At 64.3% G+C, this 12831-nt stretch carries 14 protein-coding genes and 1 pseudogene; 10 read left to right on the forward strand and 5 right to left on the reverse strand.

All coding sequences use genetic code 11. The features are described 5' to 3' along the window. Positions 1-70: 70 nt before the first annotated feature. From P3T18_RS11145 to flgA, 5 genes and pseudogenes are all read right to left on the reverse strand, one after another. Complete coding sequence (locus P3T18_RS11145) at positions 71-487, reverse strand: type II toxin-antitoxin system HicB family antitoxin (protein ID WP_429299947.1); 417 nt, start codon at positions 485-487, stop codon at positions 71-73. Further along, positions 484-665: pseudogene (locus P3T18_RS11150) on the reverse strand (type II toxin-antitoxin system HicA family toxin). Before P3T18_RS11150 ends, P3T18_RS11145 begins: the two are co-directional and overlap by 4 nt. 282 nt (positions 666-947) lie before the next feature. After that, positions 948-1394 carry a flagella synthesis protein FlgN gene (locus tag P3T18_RS11155; RefSeq protein WP_429299948.1) on the reverse strand — a complete coding sequence of 149 codons (447 nt, stop codon included), beginning with the start codon at positions 1392-1394 and terminating at the stop codon, positions 948-950. Positions 1395-1488: 94 nt separating this feature from the next. Then, entirely contained in the window at positions 1489-1842 is a 354-nt protein-coding gene (flgM, locus tag P3T18_RS11160) for a flagellar biosynthesis anti-sigma factor FlgM (protein ID WP_429299949.1), read from the reverse strand. 150 nt (positions 1843-1992) lie between these two features. Continuing rightward, the gene (flgA, locus tag P3T18_RS11165) at positions 1993-3483 is read right to left on the reverse strand and encodes a flagellar basal body P-ring formation chaperone FlgA (RefSeq protein ID WP_429299950.1); all 1491 of its coding nucleotides are present in this window, start codon (positions 3481-3483) and stop codon (positions 1993-1995) included. Between the two features lie 215 nt (positions 3484-3698). Here flgA and flgB point away from each other — a divergent pair, with 215 nt between their 5' ends. The 10 genes from flgB (at position 3699) to P3T18_RS11215 (ending at position 12770) form a co-directional block, all read left to right on the forward strand. Beyond that, positions 3699-4190 carry a flagellar basal body rod protein FlgB gene (gene flgB / locus P3T18_RS11170; RefSeq protein ID WP_429299951.1) on the forward strand — a complete coding sequence of 164 codons (492 nt, stop codon included), beginning with the start codon at positions 3699-3701 and terminating at the stop codon, positions 4188-4190. A gap of 111 nt (positions 4191-4301) precedes the next feature. Beyond that, positions 4302-4727 (forward strand): flagellar basal body rod protein FlgC, encoded by a 426-nt coding sequence (flgC, locus tag P3T18_RS11175; protein ID WP_429299952.1) that lies wholly within the window; start codon positions 4302-4304, stop codon positions 4725-4727. A 10-nt stretch (positions 4728-4737) separates the two neighbouring features. Beyond that, on the forward strand, positions 4738-5457 hold the full coding sequence (locus P3T18_RS11180) for a flagellar hook assembly protein FlgD (protein ID WP_429299953.1): 720 nt from the start codon (positions 4738-4740) through the stop codon (positions 5455-5457). A gap of 43 nt (positions 5458-5500) precedes the next feature. Then, positions 5501-7018, forward strand: coding sequence for a flagellar hook protein FlgE (locus P3T18_RS11185; RefSeq protein ID WP_429299954.1), 1518 nt, complete (start codon positions 5501-5503; stop codon positions 7016-7018). A gap of 20 nt (positions 7019-7038) precedes the next feature. Continuing rightward, positions 7039-7797, forward strand: coding sequence for a flagellar basal-body rod protein FlgF (gene flgF / locus P3T18_RS11190; protein WP_429299955.1), 759 nt, complete (start codon positions 7039-7041; stop codon positions 7795-7797). A gap of 81 nt (positions 7798-7878) precedes the next feature. Then, positions 7879-8667 (forward strand): flagellar basal-body rod protein FlgG, encoded by a 789-nt coding sequence (gene flgG / locus P3T18_RS11195; protein WP_012434703.1) that lies wholly within the window; start codon positions 7879-7881, stop codon positions 8665-8667. Between the two features lie 30 nt (positions 8668-8697). Further along, the gene (flgH, locus tag P3T18_RS11200) at positions 8698-9396 is read left to right on the forward strand and encodes a flagellar basal body L-ring protein FlgH (RefSeq protein ID WP_429299956.1); all 699 of its coding nucleotides are present in this window, start codon (positions 8698-8700) and stop codon (positions 9394-9396) included. A 2-nt stretch (positions 9397-9398) separates the two neighbouring features. Continuing rightward, on the forward strand, positions 9399-10574 hold the full coding sequence (locus P3T18_RS11205; protein ID WP_429299957.1) for a flagellar basal body P-ring protein FlgI: 1176 nt from the start codon (positions 9399-9401) through the stop codon (positions 10572-10574). 12 nt (positions 10575-10586) lie between these two features. Next, positions 10587-11594, forward strand: coding sequence for a flagellar assembly peptidoglycan hydrolase FlgJ (gene flgJ / locus P3T18_RS11210; RefSeq protein ID WP_429299958.1), 1008 nt, complete (start codon positions 10587-10589; stop codon positions 11592-11594). A gap of 402 nt (positions 11595-11996) precedes the next feature. Beyond that, positions 11997-12770 carry a flagellar brake protein gene (locus P3T18_RS11215; protein WP_429299959.1) on the forward strand — a complete coding sequence of 258 codons (774 nt, stop codon included), beginning with the start codon at positions 11997-11999 and terminating at the stop codon, positions 12768-12770. Positions 12771-12831 lie beyond the last annotated feature (61 nt).

Here is a 12831-nt window from a genome sequence, read left to right on the forward strand (position 1 = left end):
TGATCGGCGCCCGCGAGCCGCGGTATCGACAGGTAACATGCGGCGGCCGTGGCGTTCTTTCAGGGCGGCTTTACGCGTCGGCGTCCGCCATTTCATGTTCGGCGGCCAGCGCAAGAAACGCCGAGCGCGACATGCCACGCGCTTGCGCGTAAGTGTCGATATCGTGAACCAGCGCTTCCGGCAACGAGATGTTGATGCGCACCGCTTTTTTCAGCGCCGGAATGTTGCGTGTCGTGACGAACCCCCACGTAAAACCCGCGTAGTCCGGATTGCGCCGATGCTCGTCGAGCGTAAGACGTTCGGGGATCGGCAAGCCTTCGTCGAGCAGCGTATCGAGATGCGCCTCGATTGCCAGCTTCGCATTCGCGTAAGCGCCTTCCAGTGAATCGCCTGCCGAATGGCAGCCCGGAATGTCCGGCACCACGACGCCGAACGCGTGCTGCGTGTCGCCCGGTTCGATGGCGATCGGAAAAATCAGATTTTTCATTTCAAGCCTGCCTGTTTCAGGATGCTGTTCAGCGTGCCTGGCGGTAAATCCCGCTTTGGATGCGGGATGGTCACGAGACCGGCCACGGCGGGGGGCGGAAATGATGGTGACTGCCCGAAACCCGGACTAGCCGCCAGCCACTCGCCATGATGAGTTTGCCGACCTCGGCACTGGTCATTGCGCACTCCTCGAAGCATACACACGATTACACAACCTTGCTAGTTGGAGATACGTCGCGTGTCACGGCATGGGTGGCGCAAGCGGCAAAGCATCTCAGTGGAAGGAACCGGTGATTTCAACGCGGCGCGGCTGTTACCGCCACCTGGCCGGATGGCCAACGTCGAGGAGATGAGGTGGGAAAAGGGGGCGGGCGAAAACAGAAAGGGCCCGTCGAAGACGAGCCCTTCAGGGAATACTCAAGCAGTCATCAGCCGGGTCGTCAGACCCGGAGCGCAGGCGTCTAGACCGAGGCGCGCGCCGGAATCCGGCCGTCCGGTCCGTAGAAATTGGCTTTTTGCGGCACGGCAACCTGGAGCGCGGTGAGTGCGCGCTGGTTGTAGTCCATGCGTACGCGGATCAGTTCGCCGTTGCTGGTGTTGGTGCGCCGCGCGCGTTCGGCGGCTTGCTGCAGCAACGCCCATTGCTCGGCGAGCCGGGTGTCGGCGGCGGCGGCGAGTTCCATGCCGGGCCAGCCCGACGGCAAACCCATCTCGGCGAGTTGCGCGTCGCGCGCGCTTTCGAGATTGGCGAGTGCGCCGATCAGTTCGGTTTTCTTCTCGACGATAGGCGGCAACGTCTCCAGCGGCGACAAGGCGGTGAGAGCCCTGGTTTCGAGCGCCAGGATCGAGGCGAAAGCCTCGACGGCCGAATATTCTTCGATGAGGGTGGCAAGCAGGGCGTTTTTCATCTCAACATCTCGCTGAGCACGACGGCTCGCGCGTAATCCGCGAGCCGGGTTGGTCGAATGCCGCCCGGCAATTCACCGCACTTCGATGTGTCGATCAGTTGCCGGCCGACGAGGTTTTGCTTTGCAACAGGTCGCGTGCGGTGTTCAGCACGCCGTCGGCGATCTTGCCGGAGTCGATCGTCAGCGTGCCGTTCTTGATGGCCTGCTTGATCGACTCGACGTGCGCCGTGTCGATATCGGCCGAGCCCGACGCCGCGAGACTGCGCAGATGCTGCGACAGGCCCGACAGGCTGACGCTGGCGTCGCCCGAACCGCTGGTGGTGGTCTGCGAGGCCGTGCCCGCACTCTGCGCGTTGCTGTTCGCGGTCGTCGCGTCGCTCGTTTGCGAACGGGACAGGGCGTCTTTCAACGTCGGCAGATTCGAATTGGTTGTGGAATCGACTTTCACGATTGGCTTCCTGAACGATTTGATCCTTATAACGGCTACCGCTGATCAAAACTTTAGCGCAATCGCTCGAGGTTTTGCCTTGTCTTTCAAGACGATCCGGCCCCCTGGCCGCAAAGCCAGACTGGGCGGCGAATGTGACGTTGGACCAGGTCACAGCTGGATCTCCACCGTCGAGCCGTCCTTGACGATCCCGGAGATGATCTGGCCGTTGGCGGTCTTCACCCGGATCTGCTGGCCGGGCGACGCATTGTTCATCGCGCTGCCTTCGGCCGAGATGGAAAAGCCGTCGCCGGCCGCGACCACGTGCACCGTCTGGCCGATCGAGACCGCCGACGCGCTCTTGAGCATGTCGCGACGCAGCGGCATGCCGCCGGCGATGCGCACCATCGACGCCGAGCCGATCGCCTGCGACGGATCGGTGACGATGGCTTGCGGCAGGCCGGTCAGGTCGCCGTCGCGTGCCACGAGGTCGGCCGCGGTGAGCACGTCGCCCGGCGCCATTGCGCGGGCGGCGAGGTAGTAAGTGGCGTGCAGCGAGATGCGCGCCTGCAGGTAGATCGTCCACGGACGCTCGCCGGCGCAGCGCACGCCCACGGTCATGCGGCCCCACAGACGGGCGCCGGTCGGCATGAACGGTTCGAGCTGGGTGCAACTCGCGAGGCCGCGCGGAAAGGCCGGCGCAACGGTGATATCGACCTTGCCGGGCAAGCCCGCCGATTGCTGCTGCAGGAACGCGAGCGCGGCGCCGCGGATCGCCTCGGGGTCCTGCTGGCCGGGCAGCGGAGCTGCCGGCGCAAGCGTGGCGGGGCGCAGATTCTGTTGCACGACAGCCGGCGCAGCTTGCCGGGTCGCCGGCGTACGGGCGATCGTGGCGGGCTGCGGGGTGGTCTGTCCGGGCATCGGCACGGGCGTCACCACGGCTTTCGACGCCGCGGCGGCCTGAACCGGCTTGCCGTTGGCGCCGAGTTGCGGCGGCTCGCCGCGCGACGCCAGGCTGTCGAAGCCACTGACAGAAACGTTGCCCGGCGTGCTTTCGATGCCGTTTGCCGGCACGCCCATCGGCGCATTGGCGGCCACCGGCTGCGTGCCGATCGACGGCCGCGCGCCGTTCTGCGGCGTCATCACGACCGGGATGGCCTGACGTGCGCTGGGCGCGGGAATCGTCACCACGCCGTTGGCGTCAGGTTTGAAACTGGTGCGGATCATGGCCGGCGCGGCGGGCGCGTCGTCCGTGCCCGGAATCACGATCGAGCCGCTCGCATTGGCGGCGCGCGTGAACTGATCGGTGTCGCGCGCCACGGGGTTGCTTCTGAGCGACTGCGCGGTCGCGGCGGCCAGCGTCGCGGCGCTGCCGGCACGTTTGGCCGGCGCGGCCTGCATGTGCTCGGCCAGATCGGCGAGCGCGGCAGGATTCTTTTCACCGGGACCGGGAATCACGATCGGGCCGCCGGCGTCCTGTGCCTTGACGGTTGCCGGCAGCAGGACGATCCCGCCCGCCACCCAGACGGCAACACTGACGACGAGCCGCGTCACCAGACGGCACGTACCGCGCGCGGCACGCCGCACGGCAACCCCGCCCACGCGACGAGTCGCCGCCGCGCGAGCCGCGCGCTGCGTCAGATCGAAAGTGGGTTGGTCCATGGCGCTCTCCGTCAAATGCATCAGTACGAGTTGCATTCTAGAGAGCGCCCCCATTGCGCAAACGTTGAATAGAAGCCCCCTTTCCCGGTTATTCGTCCGATTGGTCCTTGCGTCCCGCCCATAAGATGCACCTCATGCAAAAAGGTCTTCCCGCCTGACGCAGGCTTGCAGGAGTTGCGTAGGGGAAGCCTCGGGAACGTACTCCGGAGATTTCCATGCTGGACAAACTCGATGCCGAATTCTCTTTTGGCCGTGAAGCGCTCGATGTGCGCGCCTACCGCCAGGAACTGCTGTCGTCGAATATCGCTAACGCCGATACCCCCGGGTACAAGGCGCGCGACGTCGACTTCGCTTCGTCGCTTGCCGGCGCGCTGAAGAAGTCGGGCGGCGCAAGCGTCGGCGCGTCGAACAATTCGACGCTCGCCATGACGCAACCCGCCGGCGTGACCAACGGTATGTCGATGGCCTCGACCGCGCCCGGTCACATGACGGGCAAGGCGACGCTGACGCCGACCGGCGGCACGCAGGACGACTACGGCAATTTGCAGTACCGCATTCCGACGCAACCCGCGCTCGACGGCAACACGGTCGATATCGACGCGGAGCGCGTGCAGTTCGCAGACAACACCTTGCATTTCGAATCTGGCATGACCGTGCTGTCAGGCCAGATCAAGACAATGCTCGCGGCCATCCAGTCGGGCTCGTAATAACCGGCGCCGCAGAAACACGCAGTACGCAAGAACAATCGCTACGGGAATCAACGTGAAGCCGGGTCGAACCGGGTGCAGCAATCCTGCATGAAGAGAGGTCAGGAAAACATGCCATCTTTAATGAACATTTTTGGTGTTGCCGGCTCCGCGATGTCCGCGCAGTCGCAACGGCTCAACGTGACGGCGTCGAATCTCGCCAACGCGGACAGCACGACCGGTCCGGACGGTCAGCCGTACAAGGCCAAGCAGGTCGTGTTCGCGGTGAATCCGCTCGGCGGCGCGCGTTCGGGCTCCGGTCAGCAGATCGGCGGCGTGCAGGTCACCGGCGTGGTCGACGACCCGACGCCGATGAAGACCGCGTACGACCCCGGCAATCCGGCAGCCAATTCAGATGGCTATGTGACCTTGCCTAACGTCGACCCGGTGCAGGAGATGGTCAACATGATCTCGGCCTCGCGCTCGTACCAGGCCAACGTCGAGACCCTGAACACCGCCAAAACACTGATGCTGAAAACGCTCACGATCGGAACCTGAGGAGACCTCCTTGACCACCAGCACCACAATCGGCAGCAGCGGCACGACCGTGTCGCAGACGTTGCTCGACACCATGAACGGCACGGGCAGCGCCTCGAGTTCCACGAGCTCGACGGGCAGCACGTCCGGCACGTCGGCGACCGACCTGCAGAACACCTTCCTGCAACTGCTCGTCGCGCAGTTGAAGAACCAGGATCCGACCAACCCGATGGACAGCTCGCAGATGACTTCGCAGCTGGCGCAGATCAACACGGTGTCGGGTATCAGCCAGCTGAATACCACGCTGACCTCGCTGTCGACCCAGCTGACGGCGGGCCAGCAGTCGCAGGCCGCACTGCTGATCGGCTCGACCGTGCTCGCGCCGGGAAGCTCGGTGGCGGTCGCGAGCGGCAAGGCCGGCGCGTTCGGCGTGCAGCTCGCCAACTCGGTGAGCGACCTGCAGGTGGTCGTGAAGAACTCGGCCGGTCAGATCGTCAACACGATCGACCTCGGCAAGCAGTCGGCCGGCACGATTCCGGTGGGCTGGACGCCGACCGATACGACGGGCGCGACGTTGCCCGACGGCACCTACACGATCAGCGCGGTCGGCACGATCAACGGCCAGCAAGCCACGGCGACCACGCTCACGGGCGCCACGGTGCAAAGCGTGGTCATGCAGAACGGCGCGCCGGGTCTCGTGCTGTCGAATGGTTCGACAGTCGGCCTGACGAGCGTCGCCGCGATCCTCTGATTCAGATTCTGTCAGTTACGACTTTCCAGATACGGAGACCGTCATGGGTTACCAACAAGGTTTGAGCGGTTTGTCGGCATCGTCGAGCGATCTCGACGTGATCGGCAACAACATTGCCAACGCGAATACGGTTGGCTTCAAGAGCGGCGCAGCGCAATTCGCCGACATGTACGCGAATTCGGTGGCGACGGCCGTCGGCAATCAGGTCGGCATCGGCACGAAGCTCGCCGACGTGCAGCAACAGTTCTCGCAAGGCACGATCACCAGCACGAATCAGGCGCTCGACGTCGCGATCAACGGCAACGGCTTCTTCCAGCTGTCGAACAACGGCTCGCTGGTGTACTCGCGCAACGGCGTGTTCCAGCTCGACAAGAACGGCTTCATCACCAACGCGCAAGGCCTGCAACTGATGGGCTACGCGGCAAATAGCTCGGGCATCATCAACACGGCGCAAACCGTGCCGCTGACCGTGCCGACGACGAATATCGCGCCGCAAGAAACCACCAAAATCGTTGCCGGCCTGAACCTGAACGCACAGGACGCGCTGATGCTCGGCACGCCGACCGTCACGCCGAGCCTGCAAACGGGCAGCACGCTGACCACGCCGGGCGCGACGATCACGAACACTGCGTCGGGCACGAACAACGACAACTACACCGTCACGTTCGACACCACGACTACGCCGACCTCGTACTCGGTCAAGGACAACACGCTCGGCACGACGACCAGCGGCACGTACACGTCGGGCTCGGCGATCTCGCTCGGCAACGGCCAGACGATCACGTTCAACGGCACGCCTGCCAACGGCGACAGCGTGGCAGTCGCGCCGACCGCCGTCGCGTTCAACCAGAACAGCTCGACGACGTACAACTACTCGACCAGCACGACGGTGTACGACTCGCTGGGCGGCTCGCAGAATGTCAACATGTACTTCGCCAAGACGGCGGCCGGTACGTGGAACGTGTATGCCGGCACGTCGACGGGCACCGCGCAGCTGATCGGTCACGCGAACTTCAATTCGTCGGGCACGCTGCTCGGCACGACGGATGCATCCGGTGTCGCGACTGCTACGCCGTTCGCCTACAACTTCTCGATCCCGACCACCGACGGTTCGTCGACGCCGCAGAATCTGACGCTGAACATCGCCGGCACGACGCAGTACGGCGGCAAGGACGGCGTGAACTCGCTGCAACCCGACGGCTACCCGGCCGGCACGCTGACGAGCTTCACGATCGGCGCCGACGGCACGCTGACCGGCAACTACTCGAACCAGCAAACTGCTGCGCTCGGCCAGATCGTGCTCGCGAACTTCTCGAACCAGAACGGTCTCGTGAACCTCGGCAACAACGAATTCCAGCAGACCTCGACCTCGGGCGTCGCGCAGATTTCGGCGCCGGGCTCGACCAACCACGGCGTGCTGCAAGGCGGCGCGGTCGAAAACTCGAACGTCGATCTGACGAGCGAACTGGTGAACCTGATCACCGCGCAACGCAACTATCAAGCGAACGCGCAGACGATCAAGACCCAGCAGACCGTCGACCAGACCCTGATCAACCTGTAAGCGACCGGGACTAACCCATCATGGATCGGCTGATCTACACCGCGATGTCGGGCAGCACGCAAGCGCTCGAACAGCAGGCTATCGTTGCCAACAATCTGGCGAATGCATCGACCACCGGATTTCGCGCGCAACTGGCGACGTTCCGTGCCGTGCCGATGTCGTTCGGCGACGGCAGTTCGGTGAACGACAACACCACGCGTACTTTCGTGCTGTCGTCGACGCCGGGCGCGGACTACACGCCGGGGCCGATCCAGCAGACGGGCAATCCGCTCGACGTGGCGATTCAGGGTCCGGGCTGGCTGGCCGTGCAAACCACCGACGGCGGCGAGGCGTACACACGGGCCGGCAATCTGCACGTGGACGAAAACGGTCAACTGGTGAACGCCACCAACCAGGTGGTGCTCGGCAACGGCGGTCCGGTTTCGGTGCCGCCGGGCGCGGAAATCACCATCGGCAAGGACGGCACGGTTTCGGCGCTGACGCCGGGCGATCCGCCCACGGCCGTGGTGACGGTGGATCAGCTGAAGCTGGTGAATCCGGATCCGCAAACCATGACGCGCGGCGACGACGGCCTGTTCCGCACCGCCGACGGCAACCCCGCCGACGCGGATCCGGCCGTCACGCTGGCACCGGCTTCGCTGGAAGGCAGCAACGTGAATCCGGTTTCGGCAATGGTTTCGATGATTACCAACGCCCGCCAGTTCCAGATGCAGACCAAGCTGCTGGAAAGCGCCGACAAGAACGACCAGTCCGCCAACCAGCTGCTCAGCTTCAGCTAACGGCGCCCAGGATTTGCAACTCTGTTGCATGACACCCGAGCGGATGCAGATGCAACCGCTCGGGTCGACAAAGGAACACACATGAATCGCTCACTTTACATCGCTGCCACCGGCATGAATGCGCAACAGGCGCAGATGGACGTGATCTCGAACAACCTCGCGAACGTCAGCACCAACGGCTTCAAGGGCTCGCGCGCGGTGTTCGAAGACCTGCTGTATCAGACCGTCCGCCAACCGGGTGCGAACTCGACGCAGAACACCGAATTGCCGTCCGGCATCCAGCTCGGCACGGGTGTTCAGCAGGTCGCGACCGAGCGTCTGTACACGCAGGGCAACCTGCAACAGACCGGCAACTCGAAAGACGTCGCCATCAACGGTCAAGGCTTTTTCCAGGTGCAGATGCCCGACGGCACGACGGCCTATACCCGCGACGGTTCGTTCCAGACCAACGCGCAGGGTCAGCTCGTCACGTCGAGCGGCTACCAGGTGATCCCGGCCATCACGATCCCGAACAACGCTACCTCGCTGACCATCGGCAGCGACGGCGTGGTGTCGATCACCGTGGCGGGCTCGACCAACAGCCAGCAGCTCGGCTCGATGCAGATCGCGACCTTCATCAACCCGGCCGGTCTCGACGCCAAGGGTGAAAACCTGTTCGCGGAAACCGCTTCGTCGGGCGCACCGAACGTCGCGCAACCGGGCCTGAACGGCGCCGGCACGCTGAATCAGGGCTACGTGGAAGCATCGAACGTGAACGTGGTGCAGGAACTGGTGAACATGATCCAGACGCAGCGCGCTTACGAAATCAACAGCAAGGCCGTGACGACCTCCGACCAGATGTTGCAGACCCTGAGCCAGATGCAGGTTTAAGGTTCTGAGATTTAACAGGTGTCAATCAAGATGTCGCACTTCACTCGTAATCCGGTTCATTCGCGCACCGCTCAGGCGCTCGTGCAGCTCACGCTGCTCGCCGCGCTGGGTGGCTGCGGCCTCGTGCCGAAGCAACCGATCACGCAGCAGCCGATGACGGCGTTGCCGCCGCTGCCGCCGTCGATGCAGGCGCCGGGCTCGATCTACAACCCGGGCTACGCGGGCCGTCCGCTGTTCGAAGACCAGCGGCCGCGCAACGTGGGCGACATCCTGACGATCGTGATTCAGGAAAACGTCAACGCCACGAAGTCGTCGGGCGCGGGCGTGAACCGCAGCGGCACGACGAGCTTCGACGTACCGACCGCCGGCTTCCTCGGCGGCCTGTTCGGCAAGACGAACCTGAGCGCGAACGGCGCCAACAAGTTCGCGGCGACGGGCGGCGCCAATGCATCGAACACGTTCAGCGGCGTGATTACCGTCACGGTGACGGGCGTGCTGCCGAACGGCAACCTGATGGTCAGCGGCGAAAAGCAGATGCTGATCAACCAGGGTAACGAGTTCGTGCGTTTCTCCGGCGTCGTCAATCCGAATACGATTTCGAATCTGAACGCGGTGTATTCCACCCAGGTGGCCGACGCGAAAATCGAATATTCCGCGAAGGGGTACATGGACGAGGCCGAGAACATGGGCTTCCTCCAGCGCTTCTTCCTCAACGTGTCGCCGTGGTGATCATGCGTACAGTCTTTTCCCGGTCCCGCTTCGCCCGCTTCGGCAAGCTGCTCGCTTTCGTGGCGCTCGCCTGCGCGGCCTTGCCGGCGGCAACGCCCGCACGCGCCGAGCGTCTCAAGGACCTCGTGCAGATTCAGGGCGTGCGCGACAACCCGCTGATCGGCTATGGCCTCGTCGTGGGTCTCGACGGCACCGGCGACCAGACCACGCAGACGCCGTTCACCACGCAGACGCTCGCCAACATGCTGGCGAACCTCGGCATCTCGATCAACAACCAGGCGGCCGGTTCGAGCAATTCGCAATCGTCGCTGTCGAACATCCAGCTGAAAAACGTCGCCGCGGTGATGGTGACGGCGGTGCTGCCGCCGTTCGCGCGTCCCGGCGAAGCGATCGACGTGACGGTGTCGTCGCTCGGTAACGCCAAGAGCCTGCGTGGCGGCACCTTGCTGCTGACGCCGCTCAAGGGCGCGGACGGCCAGGTGTATGCGCTGGGTCAGGGCAACCTCGCGGTCGGCGGTGCGGGTGCCAGCGCCAACGGCAGCAAGGTGCAGGTGAACACGCTGGCCGCGGGCCGCATTGCCGGCGGCGCGATCGTCGAGCGCGCGGTGCCCACGTCCGTCTCGCAGGCGGGCACCATGCAGCTCGATCTGAACGACATGGACTACGACACCACGCAGCGTGTCGTCGCAGCGGTCAACAATGCATTCGGCGGCGGCACGGCCACGGCGCTCGACGGCCGCACGATCCAGTTGCGCGCACCGACCGATCCGGAACAGCAGGTCGCCTTCATGGCGCAGTTGCAGAACCTCGACGTGAAGCCGGCCCAGGCCGCCGCGAAGGTGATTCTCAACGCACGCACCGGTTCGATCGTGATGAACCAGATGGTCACGCTGCAGAACTGCGCGGTCGCGCACGGCAATCTCTCCGTGGTGATCAACACGCAGCCGGTGGTCAGCCAGCCGGGCGCGTTCTCGAACGGTCAGACGGTAGCAGCCAAGCAGTCGCAGATTCAGCTCAAGCAGGACAACGGCGCGCTCAAGCTCGTGAGCGCCGGCGCGAACCTCGCCGAAGTGGTGAAAGCGCTCAACGCACTCGGTGCGACGCCGGCGGATCTGATGTCGATCCTGCAGGCCATGAAGGCGGCGGGCGCGTTGCGCGCCGACCTGGAAATCATCTAAGGAAGACAGCAGATGAATTCGGATACGACCAACTCCACCAGCTCGGCAAACGACCTCACCCAGCGCTTCGCGCTCGACGTGCAGGGCTTCGCCAAGCTGAGCGCGCAGGCCAAGGCCTCGCCGCAAGCCGGCATGAAAATGGCCGCGCAGCAGTTCGACGCCGTGTTCACGCAGATGATGCTCAAGAGCATGCGCGATGCGACGCCGCAGGACAGCCCGTTCGATTCGCACGACAGCGCGACCTTCACGTCGATGATGGATCAGCAGTTGTCGCAGCAGATGTCGCAGAAGGGTATCGGCGTGGCCGACGCCATGCTCAAGCAGTTGATGCGCAACCAGGGCATGCAGGTCGGTGCCGGCGGCTCGGCTGGCGCGGCGGGCGGACTGGCCGGCATGGCCAACGCGCTCGGCGGCGGCAGCAGCGGCGGCGACGAAGGTCAGACCGCGGCGCTCAACGCGCTCGCCAAGGCATACGGCAACGCGCAGGCCAACGGCCAGCTGGCGATGGGCAAGGGCTACTCGGCCAACAGCGCGTTGACTCCGCCGCTCAAGGGCGACGGCACCTCGCCGAAGGTCGATGCTTTCGTGGACAAACTGGCCGCGCCGGCGCAAGCCGCGAGCGCCGCCACCGGCATTCCGGCGCGCTTCATCATCGGTCAGGCCGCGCTCGAATCGGGCTGGGGCAAGAGCGAGATCAAGAAGGCCGACGGCTCGACCAGCCATAACGTGTTCGGCATCAAGGCGACCGGCGACTGGACCGGCAAGACCGTATCGACGGTCACGACCGAGTACATCAACGGCAAGCCGCAGCGCGTGGTCGAAAAATTCCGCGCCTACGATTCGTACCAGGAAGCGATGACCGACTACGCGAGTCTGCTCAAGGGCAACCCGCGTTACGCGCAGGTGATCAACTCGTCGCATGACGTGAACGGCTTCGCCACCGGCATGCAGCGCGCCGGCTATGCAACCGATCCGCACTACGCGCGCAAGTTGATGTCGATCATGCAGAAGATGGGCTGAGTTGCCGTCGATCCGGCCGGCGCCAACGAGGCCGCCGCCCGACGCAACGACACGAGCAGGACCGGTTTCACGCAGTCAGATTTGATCGGCAAAAGCATGCACGCGACGGGGCCAGGTGCATAACAAGACGGACGAGGCCGGTCGCCGATGGCGACCGGCCAAGCCGCGAGAGTCACGGATGCCACGCAGGTCGAATCTATCGGGAGTTAAACGTTTGCGGGAAATATTTCATTCCAGGCCCCTAAATTTTGGCTGGATGCTGCCGCTAAACAGTTAGACCCGATACCGGAACGCGCAGTACATCCGGTTGAACGCGTGTGCCACGGTTTGATGCAAACCGCATGAAGGCCCCGGCAGGAGCCTGCGGCACGCGCCCGCAAGAACATGCATACCGGCAAGCCCATGGATACTACCCAGTCGAACGGCCAGACCGAAGCGCCCGGCCACCTGCACGCCGCGCCAGATGAAAGCGGTCATGATTTTGGTCGTCGCAATCCGCTCGAAATCGGCGTTCAGTTGCGCAACCTCGTCAATCGAGGCGATTTCCTCACCGTTCAATACAGCGATGGTCAGCTGGTCACGCGTCTGCTCGACGTGGACGTGCGCGAGCGCACCTTCACCTTCGACTGGGGCGCGCTCTCCGAACAGAACAAAGGTTTGCTGGAGTCCAAGCGCTGCCAGTTCCATGCCGCGCCGGACGGCGTACGCGTCGAATTCGCCACTCCCACGCCGCGCGAAACCCGTTTCGAAGGACTGCCCGCGTTCGAGGCCGACTTTCCCGACGTGCTGTTTTACGTGCAGCGCCGCGAGTATTTCCGCGTCGACGCGCCGATCATCGACCCGTATATGTGCAGCGGGCGTCTGCCGGAAGGCGACACGTTCCGCTTCGAAGTGCACGATCTGTCGCTCGGCGGCGTGGGCATGCGTACCGCCGACATGCGCGTGGCCGAACTACCGATGGGCACGCGCCTGATGGACTGCGAGTTGACGCTCGGCGCGCTCGGCCGTCTGTCGCTCGATCTGCAACTCGTGTCGCATCGCTCCACCGCGTTGCCGAACGGCACGCAGCGCTTCCAGCTCGGCTTCCGTTTCCTGACCTTGCCGGGCAATGCGGAAAACACGCTGCAACGGCTGATCACGCAACTCGAAATGAAGCGCCGCTCGCTCGTGCGCTGACACGAAAGACAGGTTCAACGGCGTCGCGGCGACACCCGCGCGGCGCCTGTTTTCCGGGTGC

The organism is Paraburkholderia sp. GAS199 (genome assembly GCF_050436585.1).
Taxonomy (GTDB): domain Bacteria; phylum Pseudomonadota; class Gammaproteobacteria; order Burkholderiales; family Burkholderiaceae; genus Paraburkholderia.